The 24,785-nt window shown below is 45.1% G+C and carries 13 protein-coding genes, 10 pseudogenes and 1 other annotated feature; of the genes and pseudogenes, 13 read left to right on the top strand and 10 right to left on the bottom strand.

Annotated features, from left to right (window positions below):
• A partial coding sequence (locus ACJHXA_RS21950) for an IS1 family transposase (protein WP_001568368.1) occupies positions 1–71 on the bottom strand: 71 nt, incomplete at its 3' end.
• Positions 72–1,374: 1,303 nt separating this feature from the next.
• On the opposite strand from ACJHXA_RS21950, the gene ACJHXA_RS21945 reads away from it, so the two are divergent.
• The 4 genes and pseudogenes from ACJHXA_RS21945 to ACJHXA_RS21930 all read left to right on the top strand — a co-directional run bounded on the left by ACJHXA_RS21945 (position 1,375) and on the right by ACJHXA_RS21930 (position 5,770).
• Positions 1,375–2,568 (top strand): CobW family GTP-binding protein, encoded by a 1,194-nt coding sequence (locus ACJHXA_RS21945; protein ID WP_000450494.1) that lies wholly within the window; start codon positions 1,375–1,377, stop codon positions 2,566–2,568.
• A 162-nt stretch (positions 2,569–2,730) separates the two neighbouring features.
• Positions 2,731–3,018: pseudogene (locus ACJHXA_RS21940) on the top strand (hypothetical protein); the annotation flags it as partial.
• A 186-nt stretch (positions 3,019–3,204) separates the two neighbouring features.
• A pseudogene (locus tag ACJHXA_RS21935) lies at positions 3,205–4,594 on the top strand (ISNCY family transposase).
• A 234-nt stretch (positions 4,595–4,828) separates the two neighbouring features.
• Positions 4,829–5,770 carry an STM4504/CBY_0614 family protein gene (locus ACJHXA_RS21930; RefSeq protein WP_283512360.1) on the top strand — a complete coding sequence of 314 codons (942 nt, stop codon included), beginning with the start codon at positions 4,829–4,831 and terminating at the stop codon, positions 5,768–5,770.
• Positions 5,771–5,898: 128 nt separating this feature from the next.
• Here the strand turns inward: ACJHXA_RS21930 and tnpA are convergent.
• The 5 genes and pseudogenes from tnpA to ACJHXA_RS21905 form a co-directional block, all read right to left on the bottom strand.
• Positions 5,899–6,093 (bottom strand): annotated as a pseudogene (gene tnpA, locus ACJHXA_RS21925) (IS200/IS605-like element IS200C family transposase); the annotation flags it as partial.
• A gap of 473 nt (positions 6,094–6,566) precedes the next feature.
• On the bottom strand, positions 6,567–7,937 hold the full coding sequence (locus ACJHXA_RS21920) for a TolC family protein (protein WP_001312828.1): 1,371 nt from the start codon (positions 7,935–7,937) through the stop codon (positions 6,567–6,569).
• Positions 7,938–7,940: 3 nt separating this feature from the next.
• On the bottom strand, positions 7,941–9,881 hold the full coding sequence (locus ACJHXA_RS21915; protein WP_000733250.1) for a MacB family efflux pump subunit: 1,941 nt from the start codon (positions 9,879–9,881) through the stop codon (positions 7,941–7,943).
• Positions 9,878–11,065: an efflux RND transporter periplasmic adaptor subunit gene (locus ACJHXA_RS21910; protein ID WP_000928804.1), complete on the bottom strand. Its 1,188-nt coding sequence runs from the start codon at positions 11,063–11,065 to the stop codon at positions 9,878–9,880. Before ACJHXA_RS21910 ends, ACJHXA_RS21915 begins: the two co-directional genes overlap by 4 nt.
• A gap of 594 nt (positions 11,066–11,659) precedes the next feature.
• A pseudogene (locus ACJHXA_RS21905) lies at positions 11,660–11,928 on the bottom strand (IS3 family transposase); the annotation flags it as partial.
• Positions 11,929–12,009: 81 nt separating this feature from the next.
• Between ACJHXA_RS21905 and ACJHXA_RS21900 the strand changes: the two are divergent.
• Positions 12,010–12,371, top strand: a pseudogene (locus ACJHXA_RS21900) (integrase core domain-containing protein); the annotation flags it as partial.
• Positions 12,372–12,518: 147 nt separating this feature from the next.
• Here the strand turns inward: ACJHXA_RS21900 and ACJHXA_RS21895 are convergent.
• A pseudogene (locus tag ACJHXA_RS21895) lies at positions 12,519–13,718 on the bottom strand (IS3 family transposase).
• Positions 13,321–13,437: a sequence feature (AL1L pseudoknot), on the bottom strand. It overlaps the preceding pseudogene by 117 nt.
• A 138-nt stretch (positions 13,719–13,856) precedes the next feature.
• Between ACJHXA_RS21895 and ACJHXA_RS21890 the strand changes: the two are divergent.
• From ACJHXA_RS21890 to ACJHXA_RS21870, 5 genes and pseudogenes are all read left to right on the top strand, one after another.
• Positions 13,857–14,080: pseudogene (locus ACJHXA_RS21890) on the top strand (integrase core domain-containing protein); the annotation flags it as partial.
• Between the two features lie 1,253 nt (positions 14,081–15,333).
• A complete protein-coding gene (locus ACJHXA_RS21885; RefSeq protein ID WP_000280980.1) occupies positions 15,334–16,287 on the top strand; it encodes an omptin family outer membrane protease in 954 nt (317 codons plus the stop codon).
• A gap of 432 nt (positions 16,288–16,719) precedes the next feature.
• Complete coding sequence (locus ACJHXA_RS21880) at positions 16,720–17,829, top strand: SDR family oxidoreductase (RefSeq protein ID WP_000771475.1); 1,110 nt, start codon at positions 16,720–16,722, stop codon at positions 17,827–17,829.
• Positions 17,830–17,897: 68 nt separating this feature from the next.
• Positions 17,898–18,800 (top strand): antimicrobial resistance protein Mig-14, encoded by a 903-nt coding sequence (locus ACJHXA_RS21875; protein WP_001312822.1) that lies wholly within the window; start codon positions 17,898–17,900, stop codon positions 18,798–18,800.
• 682 nt (positions 18,801–19,482) lie between these two features.
• Positions 19,483–20,223, top strand: a complete 741-nt coding sequence (locus ACJHXA_RS21870) for a tyrosine-type recombinase/integrase (protein ID WP_001066954.1) — start codon at positions 19,483–19,485, stop codon at positions 20,221–20,223.
• 284 nt (positions 20,224–20,507) lie between these two features.
• Here the strand turns inward: ACJHXA_RS21870 and ACJHXA_RS21865 are convergent, their stop codons facing one another.
• Positions 20,508–21,485: a RepB family plasmid replication initiator protein gene (locus ACJHXA_RS21865; RefSeq protein WP_000361611.1), complete on the bottom strand. Its 978-nt coding sequence runs from the start codon at positions 21,483–21,485 to the stop codon at positions 20,508–20,510.
• A gap of 544 nt (positions 21,486–22,029) precedes the next feature.
• Positions 22,030–23,207, bottom strand: a protein-coding gene (locus tag ACJHXA_RS21860; protein ID WP_085968792.1) for an IS3 family transposase whose coding sequence is annotated in 2 segments (ribosomal slippage) — positions 22,030–22,949 and positions 22,949–23,207 — 1,179 coding nt in all. Because the reading frame shifts where the segments join, the coding sequence is not laid out codon by codon here.
• A gap of 284 nt (positions 23,208–23,491) precedes the next feature.
• Here ACJHXA_RS21860 and ACJHXA_RS21855 point away from each other — a divergent pair.
• The 3 pseudogenes from ACJHXA_RS21855 to ACJHXA_RS21845 all read left to right on the top strand — a co-directional run.
• Positions 23,492–23,821, top strand: a pseudogene (locus ACJHXA_RS21855) (IS21 family transposase); the annotation flags it as partial.
• A pseudogene (locus tag ACJHXA_RS21850) lies at positions 23,814–23,921 on the top strand (AAA family ATPase); the annotation flags it as partial. The pseudogenes ACJHXA_RS21855 and ACJHXA_RS21850, both read left to right, overlap by 8 nt.
• Before the next feature lie 60 nt (positions 23,922–23,981).
• Positions 23,982–24,495 (top strand): annotated as a pseudogene (locus ACJHXA_RS21845) (DUF4113 domain-containing protein); the annotation flags it as partial.
• A gap of 179 nt (positions 24,496–24,674) precedes the next feature.
• On the opposite strand, the gene ACJHXA_RS21840 reads toward ACJHXA_RS21845, so the two are convergent.
• Positions 24,675–24,785 (bottom strand): IS1 family transposase (locus tag ACJHXA_RS21840; protein WP_001691633.1); only part of this gene is annotated, 111 nt, incomplete at its 5' end.

Here is a 24,785-nt window from a genome sequence, read left to right as displayed (position 1 = left end):
GTGCTTTTGCCGTTACGCACCACCCCGTCAGTAGCTGAACAGGAGGGACAGCTGATAGAAACAGAAGCCACTGGAGCACCTCAAAAACACCATCATACACTAAATCAGTAAGTTGGCAGCATCACCGTGATAACAGATGTCTGGAAATATAGGGGCAAATCCACAATTTCTTAATATAAAAGATCCATTACATTGCTCTGCAACTATAACTGCGTATTACCGTGAAGGAGAACGGTGAGTAACGGCGTTTTTCAAGGCCATTGTCAACGACGGATGAAAAGTGGAATCCTCTGCTGGGATTCAGCTCCTAATGCTACAAATCTCATTGATGGCTTGATGTAACTTCACATATGGTTTCAGCCTCAAAGAAATCATTTTTATTAATTTTAACGAAGGGTTGGACAAAATGAGGAGGTATTAGCTTTGTTTTATGACGCATTTCCGAAAATTTCCGTGCCATATAGTGAGCATCTTCGCAAGCTTCCATAACAATAGTTGTGTAGGAGGAATTAGTAAGGAATTCGAATAATTTCGAGCACTTGGATTCTGACAGTTAAGGACTCTGCCTGTTGCATCTTGGCAGTGGACGTTGAATGAATTTTTGCCTAGATAAATACCAATCAAAGATGACGTTATTCATAATGGTTCTCCAAAAAAACACCGTCAGCGTACTGCTGCAGGGTAGGGTGATCATCTAATAAAATCCAGTATAACTGGATAAGAAAGATACTCCTGGTGAACTGGCTCCGCCACACTTACCAGGAAACACTATTCCCTGGTCGAACTTATCCTCCGGAAACACCTCTTTTAAGTGGTTTGAAGTTTTTCGGAATATATCGCACACAGAAAAATGCGGATATCACAGACAGACTTCTGTCGGTTCCAAATAGTGCAGACCCAAAAGCTATGTATCTTAGTACAGAACGGGTGCCCGACATCCTCGGAACGGATGTCTTTTAGATACGACAACAGGGTGAATAGACAGGAAAAATAGAATGATGCAGCTCTCTTTTTTACAAATGACTGACTCTCTGATATCTAGAACAGATAACGCTCCCGGAATATACTTTATCTAGGTGCTATCACTGATACGAAGAGACATATTCGAATAAAAATACAACAACTAGCAATCTGTAATTACTTTCAGGAGGTCACACCTCCCACTCCTGTTCAGAACAAATCTTCCCCCGGAGATAAAAATGGTGATAATTATGCTGATGGAGACTAAATACCAATAAGTCCGGTGCGTTCTGTGGCAGGTTGAGACCTCACAGGAAAAACGACAACAACTCCCGTCGACGTTATGCGATTCAATCCGGATGCTCTTTGTACCACCAAGCGCCTTCCTCGCTAACTAACTGGTGTACTGCTGATATGGAAACAACATCTGTCATCATTCTCAATGGCTTCCTCGGCGCAGGGAAAACCACTCTGCTGAAAAACCTGCTCATACAGGCACACGAAAAACAGCTTTCAGTCTCTGTCATAGTCAATGACATGAGCGAACTGGATGTGGACGGCGTGCTGATCGCCAACACAGATATTGTAGATGCAAAAGACAATAATTTCGTAAGTATCACCGCAGACAGCATCAGCAGCCCCGCAGGCCTCAAAAAGATGGATCTCGCAATTAACCACCTGCTTGATCACAACAAGCCGGATGTGATGCTGATTGAAACCTCCGGAAGCAGTCATCCGCTTCCTCTGGTCAAATACCTGCGTCGCCATTCACGTGTACGCCTGAAGGCGTTTTTAACACTCGTTGATACTGTCATGCTCCATGAAGATTACAATGATGGGAAAAAACTGATCCCCACTCTTCAGGAAAATCTCCGGCATAACAAACGCGGCCTGGAGAATTTGCTGGCCGAGCAAATCATGTTCTGCAACAGGCTGCTGCTGACCAGAAATGACCGCCTGCCCTTTGACATTATCTCCGCTGTGGCAAAAGCCATACACCCACTTAACCCCTCCGTGGATGTGCTCGCGGTATCATGGGGAAATATTGAACTGAGCACATTACTGGCGATCCCGGACTACAATTTTGACCGTGTTGAGTTACTCATCAGTGAACTGGAAGCACTTGTAGGAAACATGGATACTCCGTGCAACAATGAGGAACTTATATGGCGCGTCATCAGGGACGACAGGCCATTCCATCCGCAAAGATTATGGGATACCTGTCACCGCTTTATGGGCATGGGCGTTTATCGCAGTAAAGGTTTTTTTTGGCTCCCCGGGAGAGATGATCTTGCCCTGCTCTGGAATCAGTCAGCAGGAAGCATCAGTCTGGCGCTCATTGGCTACTGGAAAGCTGGAGTACTGGAACATACTGACAATAATTTAACTCGTGAAGAACGTTCAGCGCTACAGCGACACATCGACACAGCCTCTGGGCGATTTGGCGATCGCTGCTGTCAGTTGACTATCATTGGCAATGCCACTGAAGTTAATGATTTTACACATGCCTTATCCCTTTGCTTGTTGACTGAAGAAGAAATTCAGTGGTGGATGTCGGGTGGAGTATTCCCTGATCCATGGCCACAGAAAGTTACCCGCCTGTCCTGACAGAAATTGCATTCATATCAGGCGTCCTGTTGCATCTGGTGCAGGCAGTGGCCCCAGAAGGGCTCTCCATACCATCTCGTATCATAGCCGGGGGAGAGCTGAAACACACGTCACGAGAATAGTTGCATTATAGTGGGTATGCAGAGTAGCTACCTGGGAGGTCTTTCGACCGCTGACTCTGACTACCGGGTTAATGAAACACGCCAGTTCGCTCGGATGTTGGGACTTAAATCGAAGAACACGGCGGTGCGGAGTCCGGTGAGTAATGGAATAGCAGAGAGCTTCATGAAAACAATAAAACGTGACTACATCAGTATCATGCCCAAACTTGTGGTCTGTTTTTTATGGAGCAGTTTGTGCTCAGTACTCAGAAAAAATATTTTAGAGCCTGTAGAGCAGATGAATGCGTGGATTAGGGGAGCGATTAATAAGAAAAAGAAGTGGAAATAGAAGCAGTAAGCTTCATGAAGTAAGTTAATATTCAATGTTATTTAACATAAGATAGATTGTGCGCACAAACATTGTAGAGGCTCAATGCTAATGTCTATTTGTGGCTCATTAGGAATGTCCAGGCTATAGTTTCTCAGATCCCTATGTCTAGACAACGACTCACTTTTTCCTGATGAGGAGTTTTCTATGGCTATAAATGACGCCGGAATGTTCACCGTGAAAGAAATCAATCGCCTCAAAATCCTTCAGGATGTCATCGATCGCAATATCCGTCCTGGACAGGCTGCCGAAATGCTGGGCATCACGCCACGTCATTGCAGCCGTCTGCTCAAACGTTATCGCCAGTATGGGCCGCTTGGCATGAACAACCAGAGTCGTGGCCGCACTGGTAACCGTCTGTTGCCAGCGTCACTGACAGATCAGGCACTCAGTATAATCCGGGAGCACTACCGTGATTTTGGCCCCACGCTAGCGCGGGAAAAGCTGGAGGAAGTTCACGGTCTGGTCCTTGGAAAGGAAACCATCCGACGTCTCATGATAAAGGCCGGACTCTGGATTCCCCGCAGACAACGCGCACCGAAAATTCATCAGCCTCGTTACCGGCGTCCTTGTACTGGCGAGCTGATACAAATTGATGGCTGCGACCACCACTGGTTTGAAAACCGGGGGCGACCCTGTTCTGCCCTGGTCTATGTTGACGATGCCACCAGTCGCCTGATGCACCTGCTGTTTGTGAAATCTGAGTCCACATTTACCTATTTTGAAGCTACACGTGGCTATATCGAGAAATACGGTAAACCGATGATCCTCTACAGCGATAAAGCCAGCGTATTCAGAGTCAATAATAAGCACGCCACCACCGGCCCCGGCGAAACCCAGTTTGCCAGGGCCATGCGCTGCCTTAATATTACTCCTTTGTGTGCTGAAACCAGCCAGGCAAAAGGCCGCGTTGAACGTGCTCATTTGACACTTCAGGACCGACTCGTTAAGGAGCTCAGGCTTAAGGGGATCTGTACAATAGAAGCGGCCAATGCATTTGCAGAAGGATTATAACCGGCGCTTTGCCAAAGAACCCTTGCATGATTTTAACGCGCACCGGCCGCTGGCATTAGACGATGACCTTGATGCAGAATTTACCTAGCGAGAGCCTCGCCGGGTATCAAAAAATCTGACTGTACAATACGATAAAATGCTCTATCTGATTGAGGACAACGAGTACAGTCGAAGAGCCATCGGCAAGTATATTGATGTCTGGCATTATCCTGACGGACATAAGGAGCTGCGACTAAATGGCGTGCTGCTGCCCTACTCCACCTATGACCGGCTTTCTGAGGTTGATCCCGTCGCCATTGTAGATAACAAGAGACTTGGCCATGTGTTGGATGTTGCCCGTCAGGTCCAGAGAAAACGGGACAATAATCGCTCACAATCGTTACCTTGTTCTGGTGATGAGCCTTCCCGCAGACGGCACGCCCCTAGCATCAACAAATCTCAGCGCTCACTGAACGAAGATGACCTACTTGAAGCCATGATAAAGCTTCAGGGAAGCTCTGAGGCCATCTTTGGTAAAAGGTGAACTTGGCGGAAACCTCGTACTAACTGACCAACGGCGATGTGTGCGCTATCTTTCGGCTATTGCAATCAAAGCCAGAGAAGATTTCTGAGAAATGCAAATAACTTCAATGATATTATATACAAAGGAAACCGAGGTAAAATTCGGGTGTCACAGAACCCCGAACCGCTTCGCGGTGCAAAGAGCCAAACAGCAAGTATCACAGAACAGCATGTAAAAAAATCTTGAGGCTATTTCATGGCAATTATTAATATTTATTCTAAGAGACAAAGAAAAATTCGTGGCGAAGTAAATGACGTATATCAATATAACAATATTCCACATGCACTCAGGGTGCAAATTATTAAAATAATAACTGATTCTATCGGCTTCCCCTCTTCTAATGAACGCTACACATCGTATAGAAATGAAGCTGACAAAGTATATGCATATATCCATGAGATACTTTCTAAGGAATATGGTGTTTTTTCTTTGAAGGAATTTGCAAAGAATGACTTTGACGCTCTTGTCGACTTTTTCCTTAAAGAGAGAAATACAGAGAAATGCCTAGATTTCATAGAAATATGCTTCCAGATACTAGTGAGCCACGTTGCGAAAAACCATTATGAATTCAAAGACATAACAAGTCAAAGTCCTGGAGATGCAGTTATTGAACTAAATGAAAGGTTTAGAGAACATGGGGTTGGTTATCAGTTTGAATCTGAAGAGATAATAAGGATAGACTCTCAATTGATTCATGCTGATGTCGTAAAGCCAACCCTGATTCTTTTAAGTGGAGAACCCTTGTTTGAAGGCGCCAATGATGAATTCCTTGCTGCGCATGAGCATTACAGGCATAAGCGTTATAAAGAATGTCTAAATGATTGTCTGAAATCATTTGAAAGTATAATGAAAGCAATACATGATAAGAATAACTGGAAATATAGTCCTAATGATACAGCATCAAAACTAATAAATAGCTGTTTAAGTCAAAATTTAATTCCGGCATATTTACAAAGCCAGTTCACAAGTCTGAAAACAATGCTGGAAACAGGAATTCCAACCATCAGAAACAAAAATGCAGGTCATGGGCAAGGAGTTGATATTAAAGAGGTTCCGGAAGAATTGGTAAGCTATATGCTTCATCTTACTGCTACAAATTTACTATTTCTCTTAAAATGCGAGAAGAACATTAAGTGATGGTTCGCATAATGACGTTATGCTAAAGAGGCCGCTGCGGGAGGGATTTTCGCAGCGGCCTTTTCAATATATGGACATTTATAATGAGCCAGTGATTAGACATTTTCACTGAGCTTTGACAAACATTGTAGCATATGGATATGATCTGCACAGCATTCAGCTTCCAGAATCCGTACACTTTTCCACTCACACAGCTTTCTCAAAATACAGCCTATTGCTCTACGCTTCTCTCTGTAGAACACCTGTCTTCGGTATTTTGGCGCAAATACTATGTGATATTTACAGTTCCATCGGGTGTGCGCTAAGCTCTTTTCGTTCCCCATTGGGACCCCCTTTTGATTTCTTGTTTGACACTTGCAGTTGCCAGACCGCAAGGTGTTTTAATAAATCAAAAGGGGTTTTAATAACTGGCTCAAAGCTGAAAGCTTTCCGGAACCCCCAGCCTAGCTGGGGGGTTTCTATGCACAAGAAAACGGCTCCCTGTTGTAGAAGCCGTTATAGTGCCGCAGTTTAAGGAGCGGTCAATTGATCCTTAATTGCTCGGCATTACGCTATGCCGGTGGATATTTATCGAGTTTGATGACTGCTTTGATGATCACTTTTAAGAAAAGATATTTACACAGAATGGTAAACATGCTCGTGACACGCAATACTGCTCTGCTGAAGTGAATAGCATTGCGCTTAACAGTGATTTTTTGTTTTCAAGAGCAGGTAAAGCTCAAATGTCAATGGCTATGGTGTTTTCAGCTGTGGCTATTTTTCACTCCTTATTGCTCCTGGTTGTCCCCAATTAGACTTAAGGAAAGGTTGATGCCCCGCCAAACTCAAGATAAATTTTTGCTAGATTCTGCAACTGATTGAAGCGGTTTTCATCCAGTCGCAGCTCCGCCTGACGACGTTTTTCCTGAGCATCAAGCCAGAATGAAATACGTACTGCACCATGCCGGTAACGAACTTCGTTTAACCACTCTGACTTACGTGCAAGTTCCAGTTCTTCCCTGAGTCTTGTCTCCTGAAGCAGCAACTGGTTACGAAATGAAAGCGCGTCCTCTATACTGCTCATTGCCTTATAAAGTAGCTGTTTAAACTCCAGCACTCGCTGTTCGTAATCGTTACGGGCAATTTTTACCTCTATGTCCCGCTGTCGCCACTCCAGGAACGGTAGCGTCAGGTTAGCGCCTACGGAACCGACCGGATTATGCAGTAATGCCAGTAGCGAAGCGCTGCTGGTACCCAAAGCGCCTGTCAGGTTGAAGGTGGGGTAATATTCGCTACGCTTGATATCAACCGTAGCTAGCGCCTCACGCAACTGCCACTCTTTAGCACTTATGTCAGGCCGGCGCATCAGTATGCTGGCAGGAATATTCGCATTGACCTTAGGCAGGCTTCCTTTTGGCAGCGTTGTGGGCTCGACTATCTGGCAACCGGGCACGGTGCCGAGCAAAACGGCCTGCTGATTGAGTAGCTGTGAATGTTCTCGTTGTAGCCCTGTAAGCTGGTTCTCTTGCGTGAGCAGGTTTTGCTGCGCGTCAATCACATCCAGCGACGAGATATTTCCTGCACGATAGCGAACCTCGGCCAGACGCAGCGTCTCTTTTGCATAGTCAATACTCTGCTGGAGGGTGGTAATTTGTTGATTTACAAAACCGATACGCCAGTAATTATTGCTGGCCTCTGAAAGCAGCATCAGGCGCGCGGAGCGAAAATCTTCTTCACTGGCATGGACTGCCCACTCAGCAACATCACGCTGACGGGCAATTTTTCCCCAGAGATCCAGCTCATAGCTGGTGCCAAGGCTGGCAGAACCGCTTTTTGCCCAGCCGGACGAGTTATTCAGCTGTTTTTTTCCGTCCATACTCAGTGCCGCCTTTAGTGCAGGAGTATTGGTGATACCTGTTCTTTCCGCATCCAGCTGCGCCCGATGTATCCGCAGTGCAGCTATAGCTATGTCGTTATTACTTGTCATCACCAGGTGAAGCCAGTTATCGAGATTAGGATCGTTAAATTCTTCCCAGTCAAACGGGGATGTATTTCCGTCCACATCGCCCTTGGTCCAGTTGATGGGATAGTTCACTTCGGGAGCGCGATAGTCACTTTTCAGCACGTTTGTGCAACCTGAACAGAGTGCGGTGATAAGGCATAAAGTCAACGATGATAAAATTTTCATATATTATTCGCTGGCCAGTGAAATAACCGGGTCCATCCTTGCTGCCTTGCGGGCTGGGAGATACCCGAAGATTATGCCAATTAAGGTTGAGCAAAAAAATGCAGCAACAGCAGCCTGCCACGAATATATAGCTGCGAATATCCCGTCCGCCAGAGCGTTAAAGAGCGCACCTGTGATATACGACAGTGCAATACCGAGTGCGCCACCAATCAGGCAAACCAATACGGCCTCAATAATAAACTGTTGCATAATGTCGCTGCGTCTCGCGCCAACCGCCATTCGTACGCCAATTTCATGAGTTCGTTCCGTTACAGAAATCAACATGATGTTCATCACCCCGATACTGCCGATCATTAGTGAGATACATGCGACCATAAGAATTAAAATACTGAAGGTCATTGAGGTGTGTTCGATAGACTTTCTTATTTGTTCAAAGTTATAAAGCTGGAAGTCTTTTATGCCGTGACGCCGGGTTAATAGTTGGGAGATAGCGCTGATTGCAGCCTCGTTATCCACATTGTCTTTTAGCCTGACGCTAATACCGGTCAGAACTGGTTTACCCACAATACGGTACATCACCGTGCTGTAAGGCATCCACACAGTAATGCGATTTGATGCATCACTACGGTTGTTACTTTTAGCGATGCCAACCACTCGTGCTGGTACAGAACCAAGAAAGACTATTTGCCCCAGAGCCTGTAACCCTGTGTTGTCGAAAATGGCCTTACGAGTATTCTCATCGATAATAACTTCCTGTAGAGCGTTGCGATCGTCTCTAAAAGTAGTCCCTTGCAACAACTCAATACCTTTTACCCGGAAATGTTCCCGCCCAACGCCGTTAATGGACGCTATCGCAGATTTACCCAGAAAACGAATGTTGTCTGAAGCGCTAACTTCCGGGCTGACGCTATCGATAAACCCTTGCTTCGCCAGTGCATTTGCGTCAGCAGGTACCAATGTTCTAATACTCTCAATGCTGTCATCGAACAAATCCTGCCCGGGATAAATGCTGACCACGTTTGTCCCCAGACTTTTAATCTCTTCCAGTGTTTCTTGCCTGGCTCCTTCACCCAATGCCACAACAGTGACAACGGAGGCGATACCAAAAACAATCCCGATCATGGTAAGCGTGGTGCGTAAGCGATGCGTCTTCATCGCTTTTAGCGCCATTTGCATCGATTCACGCGTTCGATCGAGCAGTGTTTTCCAATAGCTTTGCCGGATTCTGTTGGTTTTTGGTAGTGTTTCCGTCGCAGATACGCAACCTCCACTATCAGCGATGATTTCGCCATCACACAGCTCAATGATTCGCTTTGCGTGCCGGGCGACCTTCATATCGTGGGTCACCATTACTACAGTATGACCACGTCGATTAAGTTCATTCAGAATGGCTAACACTTCTTGCCCGGATTGCGAATCCAGAGCACCAGTTGGCTCATCCGCCAAAATTATCTTTCCACCGTTGATCAGTGCTCGGGCAATACTGACGCGTTGCTGCTGACCGCCTGAAAGTTCGCAAGGTTTATGATGCTCACGTCCTTCCAGTCCCAGTCTGCCCAGCAACGCCGTTGCACGTTGCCGACGGCTGTCGCGTTCGCTGTTGGCGTAAATGGCCGGGATCTCCACGTTACCAAGTGCGCTAAGATCAGGTATCAAATGGTAGCGCTGGAATATAAAGCCAATGTGTTCCCGGCGCACTCTAGCCAGCTCATCGGGTGAAAGACAGGCGGCATTTTGTCCGTCGATGTAGTAATCACCTCTATTGGGTACGTCAAGGCAACCCATTATGTTCATTAAGGTTGATTTGCCTGAGCCAGAGGCTCCAATGATTGCCACCATTTCTCCAGCAACGATTGTCAAATCGACATTTTTCAGGACGGTCCGCGTTTGATCTCCGTTGCCATAAGTTCGGCTAACCCCTTTTAACTCAATAAGTTTTTTCACAGCATAATCCTTTCTTCGGGCTCTTTCTTATCCGGCAGCGACAGCACGACATTTTCTCCGACATTTAAACCTTCGAGGATCTGAATATCCACGCTGTTCGTGATACCAGTTTTCACATTCCGGGGTTCCAGCCTGCCATCTGCTGCCAGCACCAGGACCTGTTGCTTCTTCCCCTCATTTCTGTGCACTGCCTGAATGGGTACCAGCAGTGTATTTTGGGCTTCATCAGTAATCAGGGTAACCTGAGCAGTCATGGCAATACGAAGTCGATTTTCTGGGTTAGGCACATCGAATAGAGCATTGTAATAAACGGACGCATTTGAAGTTCCGGAGCCTGATGCTGAAGTGTTGCTGGCGAGAGAGTCATCTTTCATTACCGATTCTGGTGCCAGTTCAACGGCACGCAGTGTTGCGCTGTAGTGCTTGTCCGGTTCGGAGAAGATAGAGAAGCGGGCTTTTTGCCCCACAGAAATACGGGTTATATCAGCCTCGGAGATCTGTGCTTTAATGGTCATGACATCCAGACGAGCGAGTTTAATAATTGTTGGGGCACTCTGGTTTGAGTTAACGGTTTGCCCTTGCTGAGTGACAATGGCAATAACAATTCCATCCATTGGCGCTACGACTCGCGTATATTCAAGGGCAAGCTTTTTCTTATCTACTTCTATCTGTGCCTGGACCAGTTTGGCATTCAGAGAATGTAATTCAGCGCGAGTGGTCGCAAGCATTGCCTCCGCAGACTCAAAATCTTCGTGTGAGCTGGCATTTTCTCTTAGCATCCGGAGCTGGCGTTTAAAACGCAGTTCAGCCTGTTTCAGGAGCGCCTGCTTGGATTGAAGTTCTGCTTTCACTTCGTTGAGTGCAGCTTCGGCATTACGCAAATCGTTACACTGAGGTAGGTCGTCAATTTCGGCAATCAACTGCCCTTTAGTCACATGGTCGCCCTGTTTCACTTTCAGTGATTTTAATTGCCCTGATACCTGTGCCCCTACGTTTACCCGTTCAATTGCATCAATACGGCCTGTCGCCAGAACAGAATTTTCTATATCGCCTTTGCGCACCGGGGCAGTAATATATTCTGGCACATCAGAGCTTCTCAGAAAGGTGAACAAAACGGTGATAATAATGATCAACAGTGTCAAGGTACAAATGATGGCGCGGTGAGAAATATATTTCATTAACATTGTCCATGTTTTCCATAACAATGAAAGTGGTATTCTGGGTTTTCTTAGTTAATGCCCAGCATCTACTGGAAAAATATACTTATTTGGAATTAATCATAATCAAGATTATTATTTATTTGCGTAAATTGGGCTAACCCCCTCTCGCTTTGTTTCAACAGTATTACTAATTACCGGGAAAGCCTGACAAGATTTCGTATTAAGGTGTTATCTACGCCCATTATACTTTAATACATCAAGTAATTAATTCACTAACCTCTCTTTCGTTTCACTGGACTTTACGGCTGTAAAATAGCTTTTATCTTGCAGATGAAAACTCTGCTCAGGAAAGTGCCTTTAGTTCTAATGGATGGTGAGTTTTACGCTTGTCTTTGTAACCAGGAAGAGAGGCGTAGACAGTAAAGTTCCTCGCTCCCTCATCTTGGCATTCGGTGAACTATAGACAAGAGTCAATAAACCAAACTGCAACAACATAGTCATTTTGGGAGTAAGATTATTAGTCTTAACGTCTCATATAGCTGGTATGAAGAAATTTTCATGTATACTTGATAAACGTATCGTCAACAACCGATAAAAAGTGAGCCATTTATATCTCCATCAATGATCTAATATTGAATCGCCACGAGTAGTCTTACTCCTTCCAAGTTGTTGATAATAATTGTTTTTATATTCTATTGTTGACATCTGTTCGCAGGAACCATGCCGACGCTTATTGTTATAAAACATTTCGATGTTCAAAAATATCGTTGGAGGCGTCTTCCCGCGTTCCGAAGAGCTTTTTCTTTATCCGTTCACGCTTCAGTAACTGGAAAAAATTCTGCAAGCGTATCGTGGTAATTACTGCGACGGAGCATACACTCCTCCAGGTCTTATGATTTCAGGAACGACTGTCATTCATGGCTTGTTTACTGACAACCAGCATCGTTTTTGGGGATTACGCCGCTATACAGGTGTGGTGCGGTGATGTGACCTATATCTGGACGGGTAAGCCCGGCGGGGTGATGTTCCACAGCGATACGAGCAGGCAGTTCCGGCAGTTATTGTGGCGATACCAGATCAGGCAGAGTATGAGCCGGCGCGGAAACTGCTGGGATAACAGCCCAATGGAACGCTTCTTCAGGAGTCTGAAGAACGAATGGATGCCGGTGGTGGGTTACGAAGCTTCTGCGAGGCCGCTCACGCCATAACGGTCTATATCGTTGGATATTACAGCGCACTAAGACCGCACGAATATAACGGTGGGTTATCCCCAAACGAATCGGAAAATCGATACTGGAAAAACTCTAACTCGGTGGCCAGTTTTTGTTGACCACTTCACACGTTCAATGTCGTTGATGACTTTAACTATGAGGCGTTGTCGATTGAAAACAATCTGAATCTGCCAGCTTCACAAGTGGTAGCGGTACTCTGTAGGTGAACCGCCCCGGGTTTCCTGGAGAGTGTTTTATCTGTGAACTCAGGCTGCCAGATCATCGTTTCCGATGGAAGCATAATAAGCTTTTTCTGCTTCTGCCGGAGGAGTATGGCCCAGCCTTTCCAGCAATCGTCGATTGTTATACCAGTCCACCCACGTGAGTGTGGCCAGTTCCACTTCTGCACGGTTTTTCCAGCTCTTACGGTGTATTACCTCCGCTTTGTAAAGGCCATTGATGCTCTCCGCCATCGCGTTGTCATACGAGTCGCCTGTACTTCCTGTTGATGCCAGTAATCCGGCTTCCTTAAGCCGCTGTGTGTAGGCCAGCGATACATACTGAGAACCTTTATCACTGTGATGGACTGTGCCGGACGGTCGACGGGCCCATAACGCCTGCTCCAGAGCATCCAGCACAAATGTCGTTTCCATAGACGATGAGACCCGCCACCCCACGATGTATCCGGCAAACACATCAATGATGAACGCCACATAGACGACCCCCTGCCATGTGCTGACGTAAGTAGAATCAGCCACCCACAACTGGTCAGGACGTTCTGCCACGAACTGACGGTTTACGCGGTCGCCTGCGACAACGGCTTTCCGGCTGACGGTAGTGCGGACCTTTTTACCCCGGAGAACACCGGAAAGTCCCATAACCGCCATGAGGCGCGCCACTGTACATCTGGCCACCCTGATTCCTTCCCGTAACAACTGACGCCAGACTTTACGCACACCGTACATCGTATACGCGCTGTATCTCTCTCTTCAGCCAGTCATCGCGCTGCGCACGGGCACTGCGTTTATCCGGATGATGTCGCTGTTGCTGACAGTGGTAATACGTTGACGGGGCAATATGCAGTTCGCTGCATAGCGGTCCGACCCCGTACTGCTCACGCAGCTTATCCAGCAGTGGCATCATTTTTTCCAGAGGCGGTCGAACTCCGCCTTCGCAAAATAAGCGGAAGCCTGGCGAAGGATATCGTTACTGCGGCGCAGTTCACGATTTTCACGTTCCAGCTCTTTCAGACGCTGACGTTCAGCGGTGGTGAGCCCGCCATCACCGCCTCCGGTATCCCGCTCATGCTGGCGTACCCAGACACGCAGAGTCTCCGGTGTACAGCCAATCTTTGGGGCAATGGAACAAATTGCCGCCCACTGTGAGTCATATTCGCCCTGACTTTCCAGAACCATACGAATCGCCCTCTGACGGACTTCGGGGGAAAAACGAGTATTTTTAGTCATCCTGTTTACCTCTTTCTCAGGGAGTTTAGTCTCCAGGATTCCCGGGGCGGTTCAAGGATTGCGGAAAACCATGTCTATCCAGCTATGATTCGCATAGATTATGGCCAGGATTTTTTTTATCCAACACGGACGTAATGCGCAGAAAAACATGTAGTAAAACTGGAGATTACCCAATCAGGTAAGTTGGCGCAGAACGCTTTTATCGAGAGTTTTAACCGGACATACCGAACAAAAATACTCGGTTTTTGTCTGTTCAGAACGCTGGATGAAAAGCGGGAACTGGCGGCAAACTGGTTGTCAGAATATAACAGTGAACGCCATATCAACTACTTAACCATATGACACTGGAAGAACATCACTAACGCCATTATTTGGTCACGATCTCAAAAGGTGCATGGAACTAAAACGAGTCTGTTTACAACGCAAGATGGGTTATGTTATAAAGTAACATAAGTGAGTTGGTAAGCATAAAGTAAAGAGGATAACTTATAGTGCTCCCCTTATTTAAAGCATTTTGTTTTTTTTGTATTCTATTGTTAGGCTCAGTATTAATTCGGGGTAATAATAATCTTATTTCACCAGTGGTTAGACAAGAATTTTTTTTATCGAAAAAAACAACCCCATCCTTTTATCAGAAAATTGATGCGTGCTTTAGCAACGTTAATCTTGACTTTACATACAAGTCTGTTGATTACTCAGCATCTACCATTTTGCAATACATTAGAAGATTAATAAGAAAGCTTTACATTAAATAAAAGAGATGCAATTATCAATAAAATAAGAATATCTCGTTAAGAAATATAGCAATATATGTGATATTTCAGGAAATAAGTAATCATACATTTATTGATTTATAAAGTATTATTGGAAGGAAGTGTTACATGTAACGATTTACGCACTCCCCTCCATTACACTAATAAACACCACCGACTTGGTATTTATAAACTTTATAATAAAAACATCATTTTTACTGAAACCAAATAAATATCAATCACGAAGATAATTAACCTATCTGAACAAGTAATTATACTCATATGTTATTAGTTTTCTTATTAATCAGAAAGGAGGGATTTATAAACCAGCAACTTTTTTTGTAGGTGGAGCCACGGTTGATTTCTGATATCAACCACCTGAGTTTATTTTCGTCGAATGGTAATGCCTTGTCGCACAAACGCTATCTGAATAATTAACTGTAATGGCGTTATTGGTATATTTGCCGACATTAACGCTAATAAAAACCCTGATTGCTTCATAATCGCAGGATTTGGCCATTTTGTCTCCCTTTAGATAAGAGTTAACAAAATAAACCCAGGAAGAAGGTACCGGTTTCCATGTTACAGACGTTCCCGGCATAAAGTGTCCGACCAGGGCCTTATTCGCAGTTACCAGCACCCTGTATGCCCTGATATTTCCTGGAACATGGATGACCGGGGCAGTAATCATACCGGGTTTGACTGACTCCCCTGATATTCTGACATAAAAGGGAATAAATAAAGCGACATGCGGCCACATTGTAAACAAACGTTAAACAAAACAGCATTTTTCAGTTGACTACTACGAGTAAATAAAAAAATATTTATCAAAAACAAACGAGTGGAATGGAGTTAACTTGTCTATGTACTTAAAGATTCTTGCTACTGCACTCTCAGCTCCTGTAGCGTTTGCTGCACTGGCTTCTGATACTGGGCTTTCTTTTACACCGGAGAAAATCAGTACGGAGATTGATTTTGGCACTTTAAGTGGCAAGGCCAAAGAACGGGTTTATCTGCCTGAAGAAAAAGGGCGCAAAGCCAGCCAGCTGGACTGGAAATACAGTAATGCGCCAATTGTCAAGGGGGCATTTAACTGGGATCTGTTACCCAGAGTATCTGTCGGTGCCTCAGGGTGGACAACATTAGCTGGTCGTGGAGGCAATATGGTGGACAGGGACTGGCTGGATACGAGCAATCCCGGAACCTGGACTGATGAGAGTAAACATCCGAATACCCGTCTAAATTTTGCTAATGAATTCGACCTGAATATTAAGGGATGGCTCCTGAATCAACCAGACTATCAGTTAGGTCTTATGGCTGGTTACCAGGAAAATCGTTATAGCTTTACAGCAAAAGGAGGCTCTTATATCTATAGTAGTGAGGGAGGCTTCCGGGATGAAACGGGATCATTTCCAGATGGTGAAAGAGCTATAGGCTACAAACAACACTTTAAAATGCCCTATATAGGGTTAACCGGTAATTATCGGTATGATAGCTTTGAGTTCGGGGGGAGTTTCAAATATAGCGGATGGGTGAAGGCATCGGATAATGATGAGCATTACAACCCTGAGAAAAGGATCACCTATCGTAGCGATGTAAATAATCAGAACTATTACTCTGTCTCACTACATGCTGGTTATTATATTACACCTGCAGCTAAAGTTTATGTCGAAGGAACATGGAACCGTATTACTAATAAGAAAGGTGATACTTCTCTGTACTCCAGAAATTTGAATATATCTGATCACACCAAAAATGGTGCAGGCATTGAAAGCTATAACTTTATGACCACAGCTGGTCTGAAGTATTATTTTTAACCTGAAGCATGCCTGTTTTTAACTTTTTCATGACACTTTAAATATGATAAACAAAAGGCCAGCACTTCTGATGGTGGTCTTTTGATTTTTTATAATATGTGGAGGGTATATGTGCTCAACGATAAAAGTGTTTCTGTTAACTCTTGTATTTTTAAAGATGCTGCTCTGCCACTCTTCATGCATAACGACACAGTGTTATCGACATAAAAATAATTGATAAGCGATGTTAATAATATGAATTTTATTATAATTCTATTACTCGTCAATAATAAGAAGACCATCCAATAAAAACACTCGCAATAACCTGAAGGATCCTGTCGTATAAAAATAAACATTGTTTTTACATTTAATCTCTCTTGATTTTGTTTAATCATAGTTTATGTAAGATAATTTATTTTTATAATGATTACATGAAAACAAAAGAGGTTAGATATGAAATTGTTATTACTTACAGGTGCAACAGGATTTCTTGGTGGCGCGGTCCTGGATAAGCTGCTGGATAACTGTAATAATATAAATTTGCTACTTTTAGTACGAGCACCTACTCCACAAGCGGGACTGGAAAGAATTAAAGAAAATATGCGTAAATTTAATGTTTGTGAGGAAAGGTTGCATGCATTAACTAATGATAACATCTTGCCTGGGGATCTAAATAATCCGGAAGCCTTTCTCATGGATCCTCGTCTTGATGAAGTCACTCATGTTATAAACTGTGCGGCTATAGCTTCTTTTGGTAATAATCCTTTTATATGGAATGTGAATGTTACAGGTACACTTGCTTTTGCAAGAAGAATGGCAAAAGTGGCAGGACTGAAACGCTTCCTTCATGTTGGTACTGCTATGTCTTGTACACCTCATACGGGGTCGCTAGTTAAGGAAGAGTCTGCTTCATCAGAAACAGGTGAACATTTAGTGGAGTATACGCATTCAAAAGCAACAATAGAATATCTGATGCGTAAGCAGTGTCCTGATTTACCTTTGTTGGTTGCCCGACCATCAATTATTGTTGGCCACAGTCGTTTAGGGTGCTTACCTTCAACCAGTATTTTCTGGGTATTCAGAATGGGGTTAATGTTGCAAAAATTTATGTGCTCTCTGGATGATAAAATAGATGTTATCCCTGTAGATTATTGTGCTGATGCATTGCTAATGTTGCTTGAAAGTTCGTTAATTAATGGTGAGATTGTTCATATATCAGCAGGTAAAGAAAGTAGTGTGACGTTCTCTGCTATTGACGAAGCTGTAGCCCGTGCTTTGAACTGTGATCCTGTTGGAGACAGATATACTAAAGTCAGTTATGACATACTGGCAATGAGCCGTCATGATTTTAAAAATATTTTTGGTCCCTGTAACGAACGCCTTATGTTAAAAGCCATTCGTTTATATGGAGCGTTCAGTATGCTCAATGTTTGTTTCAGTAACGACAAGCTACTGAGTATCGGAATGCCTAAACCGCCAAAGTTTACTGATTATATTAAATACTGTATAGAAACGACAAAACACCTTTCAATTCAACAACAAATGGAAGTTGATTTTAAATAATATTTATCATAATCAGAATTATTGTTGGTGTTGCACTCATAACATATAAAAACGCCGAGGATATGACTTTGTCAATTAAAAATATAAAGCGCATTATTACGGCCTGGAAACCATCTACATTCGAAACGTACAAAAAAACTTTTGAAAAATACGGTGGTAGTGTAAACATGCATCCGGATGTTGTTTCATACTTTATGATACATCATGACTGGAAGTTTGATTTTTTTCACTATGAAAAAGATGGTGATATCAAAGGCTCATATTTTCTGTGCAATGGAAAACAAATTGGGATAATGGCAAGAAGGTCTTATCCTCTTTCATCTGATGAGGTATTAATTCCTTTTTCCCCACATGCAAGATGTTTTTTTCCGGATAAAACTAATAAATTATCAATTATAAATAAACAAAATATTATCAATGCAACATGGAAAATAGCCAGAAAAAAACAAAATTGTATTATAAAGGAATCTTTTTCACCTAAATTTGAAAAAACTCGCCGAAATGAAATCCAGAGATTTATCAGGAATGGCGGAGAGATTAAGTGTATAAGCCAGTTATCCGATAAAGAAATATCCAGCTCTTATATATCACTTTTTCATTCCCGGTTTGGAGGTACCCTACCTTGCTACGAATATGATAATCTGTTAATGTTTATTTCTCACTTACGAGAACTTATGTTTGGCCATGTGCTATTCTGGGATAATAAACCGTGTGCTATTGATATAGTACTGAAATCTGAAAGCTCATGTAATGTTTATTATGACGTTCCAAATGGTGCAGTTCTGAATGATGAGAATTGTATGAAACTAAGTCCGGGAAGTGTCCTTATGTGGCTGAATATAGATAAAGCACGAAGGTATTGTCAGGATAATAATAAAAAGATGATATATTCTATCGGTGCATTCAGACCTGAATGGAAATATAAACTACTATGGTCTGTTCCCTGTAAGGTTGGTAAATGCTTATGTTAGAATATGTATAAAGGTAAGTAACTATATAAGAGCGTCCAGTCTGCAAATACTCCTCTAAACATGGAGGAGTAGATTTATAATGTCATAACATTTACTAAATCGTTTTACATTAATTTCAAATTTGAAATTAATGTATTTTGATAACTATATATTTTTGATTCCGAAAACAGACATTTCTTTCTTTGAGTCAGGGCTTACACTCAAAATATTAATATTGTTTGTGTGAAGACATATTATTCAATAACGATGGTGAGAAATATCTGTACTTTTTCGCATAATCTAACTATTTACTTAATTGTTCATTCTGTGAACAGAATCTGTTTATTATGTATCAGGTTGATGATGTGATTAAGCAGTCTGAAACCAGAGGAATATGGAGTCAGAAATTTTCAGTTGTCTTTTAAGGGCGTCTGCAGGATTTTTTTTCCGTTTCTGCCTGTCCTGGCATTACCCCAATTCTCCCAAAAACGGCAAACCAGTCCTCAGCCCGCACCATGACTGGCTTAAAACAGGATCCCTGCGGCAAAACGCGCCTTTACGTATTTGGTTTTACCCGCAATAATGCGTGATAAGCAAACAAAAGGATCCGCGCGCTGCGATTTATTGTCGTGGAAGGATCCGGGCGTTCAGGTCAGAATACCTGTATCCATAAACAGTGCGTGTGCTACGTGAAAAATAACTCATGAACAATGTCATTCCCCTGCAGAATTCACCTGAACGCGTCTCCCTGTTACCCATTGCGCCGGGGGTGGATTTTGCAACAGCGCTCTCCCTGAGAAGAATGGCCACTTCCACGGGGGCCACACCGGCCTACCTGCTGGCCCCGGAAGTGAGTGCCCTTCTCTTCTATATGCCGGATCAGCGTCACCATATGCTGTTCGCCACCCTCTGGAATACCGGAATGCGTATTGGCGAAGCCCGGATGCTGACGCCGGAATCATTTGACCTGAATGGAGTAAGACCGTTTGTGCGGATCCTGTCCGAAAAAGTGCGTGCGCGACGCGGACGCCCGCCAAAAGATGAAGTGCGCCTGGTTCCGCTGACAGATATAAGCTATGTCAGGCAGATGGAAAGCTGGATGATCACCACCCGGCCCCGTCGTCGTGAACCATTATGGGCCGTGACCGACGAAACCATGCGCAACTGGCTGAAGCAGGCTGTCAGACGGGCCGAAGCTGACGGAGTACACTTTTCGATTCCGGTCACACCACACACCTTCCGGCACAGCTATATCATGCACATGCTCTATCACCGCCAGCCCCGGAAAGTCATCCAGGCACTGGTTGGTCACAGGGATCCACGTTCGATGGAGGTTTATACCAGAGTGTTTGCACTGGATATGGCTGCCACGCTGGCAGTGCCTTTCACAGGTGACGGGCGGGATGCTGCGGAGATCCTGCGTACACTGCCTCCCCTGAGGTGACGGCATACGCGCTTCCTTATATAAGCTGTGGTCAGCAGAACAGGCATAACATAAGCTGGAGCATGTATATAAGCTGTAGTGAGTAAGTCATGTTTTATGAAGGGAGCAATGCCTCAGCATCAGGTTACGGGATCACTTACGTAAGGGACAGGCAGATGGCAGCTCAGCTACAGACAGCACTGCAGGAAACAGAATATAAACTGCAGTGAGCAGACCACTCACTGCACCGGTTAATATAAGCTGTAGTCAGTAAAGGAGCGCTCTTCACTGACTACAGTTTATGTTCAGCGGGATTTGAAGAGTTTTTCCAGGTCATCCAGCGTGATGCCCAGTTTCTCAAGCAGGGCAAGCTTCTCCGCCATCTCCGGACTGACTTTTTCCGCAGGTGAAGGTTGCAACGGATTTTCCTTACTCTCGTCATTCGGCGCTTTTAACCGGGGACGCCGGTAGTGAATACAGAAGAATTTTGTCCGCCCCCGCTGGATCTCCGTGTAATCAAGATATCCAATCTCGCGCAACTGCTCCATTGCCCGTCTGACCGTCTGGTTCTGGGAAAATACAGGAGACTTCAGATTGAGGCGTGCACGCAGCCGCGCCAGCGATATCGGTGCCGGATCCCGGGGCAGGCTCTCTATAAAGGTGTAGAGTGCCTGGGCGGACTCCCGTCGCTTCAGGGCATTAATCGCCTTAAGCTGGAGAAGGACTTTTCTGTCAAACTGGTACAGTTCAAACAGGCGGGGATCGGCCTGTAACTGCACAATATCCCGCTCAGTATCGTAGTAAGCTGACTGTACCAGATGGGTGATATATTCCCGGGTGTGCTTCTCATCGGTACGGGAAAACGAAATCACGGTACCGGCAATGCGCTTCAGGGAAGGGCTGATGCGCTCACGCAGCCTGCGGGATGACTGGCTTGAAGGTATACCACACAGTTTTGCAAACTCAACAAAAGGCAGTTCAACTTTGTCACCAATCACGTTATGGCGGGCAAAGGAATGAATGATCCCCACCCAGGTCTTGAAATCATTATCCATATCCAGGCGGGGGCCGGTGATCTCAACCTTATCGAATCCCTCAGCACGGGCCAGGGAAAGACGTGTCAGCTCTTCCGTGGCATCAGTACGTGACAGTGTATTTTTTTTACTGTTCTTCAGTGATTTAAGGGTCGGTACAAAAACGCCCAGACGCATCAGCGCCACAGGTTGTACGGTGTTGTTATTGTTTGGTGTCAGTGTCACCAGCTCACCGGAGGACTTATCCACCTCGCCGAACAGTTTTTTGATGTCTGAATTTTCGTTTTCCAGAAAGCCTCCAGCCTGTGGACAGTAAAAGAATAAACAGAAAATCGTGTGTCAGAACTCCGCTAACTGACTGAAGAAAAACCTGCAGCCTGTATTTAACAACTGAGTCTGGCATACTGACCATAGTTTATGTCATTAACTTACTTCAGTATATGGATTACTGAATACAGCTTATCATTAGCATGTTACAGTTTATCAGTAACATGCCACAGCTTATGTGATCGTGCTCCCGGCCCATGAGTGACAAGGTTTGCAGCGATATGGGGATCTTTAATGGATCCTTTGTTGATCATTCATGGATCTGTTTACTGGATCGGGCCTCCGGATATGTGGATAAATCATTCCAGAAGGACAGCGCACACAACCGTTTTATGAAAGGGCTTCAGGGCGTACCTGCTCCCTGTAACTACAGATACATTGCGCTTCCTCGCCGGTTCGCGGGCTTCGCCCGGTCACCGGTCTGCGGCGAGCACTGTTTTTTCTGATGTCTGTCTTTATGTAGTGGTCAAGTAATATTGGCCACGGTTTTACAGTAAAAATGGTATCTGTTCTCTGACTCTTCCGGCGTCAGCCCACCGTTATAATGGTGAGGTCTGACGCTGTTGTAGTAGTTCAATATGTAATCATTAATTTGCTGCCGGGCCTCGTCCTTGCCTGCGTAACCATTCGTTGGCACCCATTCTGTTTTCAGACTGCGGAAGAAGCGTTCCATGGGGCTGTTATCCCAGCAGTTTCCCCGCCGACTGACGCTTTGATTTATTCTGCAACGCCAGAGAAGTTGTTGATATTTAAGGCCTGTATACTGGCTTCCCTGGTCGCTATGGAACACGACATCCCGGGGTTGGCCACGCGTCTCATAGGCCATCCGCAGGGCACTGCTTATCAGTGCGGTATCGGCATGCGCTGACAGACTCCAGCCGATAACCCTGCGGGCAAAAAGATCCATAACAACCGCCAGATAGCACCAGCGATTTCCTGCCCAGAGATACGTAATATCTCCACACCATACCCGGTCTGGCTCCGGTACTGCGAACTGACGCTCAAGCAGATTCGGCAGGCTGGTATGCTCCTGACGGGCATTTTTATACTGATGTTTTCCGGGCTGACAACTGCTCAGGTTCAGATATTTCATCAGACGTCCGGCACGGTAACGGCTCATCGGGACGCCGTTTTGAGTCAGCATTTCAGCCAGAGTGCGCGCGCCCGCAGAGCCCCGACTTTGGTTCCACGCCCGGCGTATTTCGCTGCACAACCTGACTCGTGCCGGATTAACCGTATCGCGTCGTTTTCGCCAGTACCGGTAACTGCTGCGGTGTATTTCCAGAGCAGAACACAGGCTGACAACCGTGTGGCTGTCACTTAGTCTGGCGGCTATCGTGAACCGTTCAGCGAGTCGGACATTAAGAGCGCGGTAGCCTTTTTTAATATCGTATTTTGTTCCTCCAGACGGCGAACTTGCTTTTCCAGCTCGCGGATACGTTGCTGGTCTGGAGTAATGGGTGTGGCAGAGGGCGTAATACCCTGGCGCTCTCGCCTGAGCTGGCGTACCCAGCTCTCAAGCGTGGTTGAACCGACATTCATCGCTTCACTGGCCTGTCGATATGAGTAGCCCTTATCAACAATCAGCTGTGCACATTCCAGCCTGAACTCAGGGGTGAAGGTTCGTTTGGTTTTCTTGTTCATTAAGTCACCTGTTTTGTGTTGTGGTGAGAATATCACCTTTCATCAGGTGGCCAAATTTAGTGTGCCACTACATTACAGGTAATTTTTGACGGAATCTGCCGTACTTCCTGAGCGTACGGTCATATCCGAAGTACACTTCATATGTGTGTTTCAATGCCAGGGATTGTGTATACAAACTACAGGTGTCAGCGCCAGTGATATAAGACGGTAATTCACCATTTGGATTGTCCGCTCCACCCAACATGTTGTTTCCTTAAGGTTCTCACACCAGAAAGGACATCAACATGCTGAGCAGAGAGGACTTTTACATGATAAAGCAAATGCGCCAGCAGGGCGCGTACATTGTCGATATTGCGGCTCAGATTGGTTGCTCTGAACGGACGGTCAGACGCTACCTCAAATACCCTGAACCGCCAGCCAGAAAGACCCGCCACAAAATGGTTAAGCTGAAACCGTTTATGGATTACATCGACATGCGCCTGGCAGAGAATGTCTGGAATAGCGAGGTTATCTTCGCGGAGATTAAGGCAATGGGTTATACGGGCGGACGTTCCATGCTGCGTTACTACATCCAGCCCAAACGTAAAATGCGTCCGTCAAAAAGAACAAGGAGAGAGTTACCGGTTAAAAGAGAAACGTAAAGCTGGAGTGCTGACCAAAAACACAACGCCAATCAGTGATGATGAAATGGTGCAAAGCGGACAGCATCAGTAACGAAAGTATTTAGCGGGCATGAAAATGGCAAATAACGGTCAAACATCGTGGCGTTGACATAGTCGCAGTTTTGGTGAACGAATCACAGACAAAGATGCCATGCACCAGGCTGTTGTTCAGTATGCAGAGCGGGCCGCAGAGAAACTACGTGGGGAGCGTCAGTATTGCCGGCAGGTGACGACATTTGTACGGACATCCCCCTGAACCCTGTTACAGCAATGCCGCTGTGGAAAAGCTTTCATTGCCCACACAGGACAGCCGGGACATTATTGCCGCCGCATGCAGAGCCTTAAACCATGTCTGGCGTGAAGGGTACCGCTATATGAAGGCAGGAGTCATGCTGGCTGATTTCACACCATCGGGTATAGCGCAGCCGGGATTATTTGATGAAATCCAGCCCCGTAAAAACAGTGAAAAGTTAATGAAAACACTCGATGAACTGAACCAGTCGGGAAAAGGGAAAGTGTGGTTTGCGGGGCGAGGAACCGCCCCTGAATGGCAAATGAAACGGGAAATGTTGAGTCAGTGTTATACAACTAAATGGCGAGATATTCCCCTGGCCAGGCTGGGTTAGTTCAGTCATCTCCGAACATATTTTCAGCGTTTCTTCTGGTCTGGTCTTCACCGTCATTTCTCGACAGACTCTGCTCTGTAAGGGGAGTACTGCAATCCACAGACGTATGGAGACCAGATTGTTTTTCCAGTAATTCAATCAATTTCTTTTCAACCGAAAAAGCAGGTAATGACTCCAACTTATTGATAGTGTTTTATGTTCAGATAATGCCCGATGACTTTGTCATGCAGCTCCACCGATTTTGAGAACGACAGCGACTTCCGTCCCAGCCGTGCCAGGTGCTGCCTCAG

The sequence above is a fragment of the Escherichia sp. WS33 genome, assembly GCF_046486385.1.
Taxonomy (GTDB): Bacteria; Pseudomonadota; Gammaproteobacteria; order Enterobacterales; family Enterobacteriaceae; genus ECMA0423.
The sequence above is the reverse complement of the archived record's forward strand: the minus strand, read 5'-3'. Positions and strand labels throughout refer to the sequence as shown.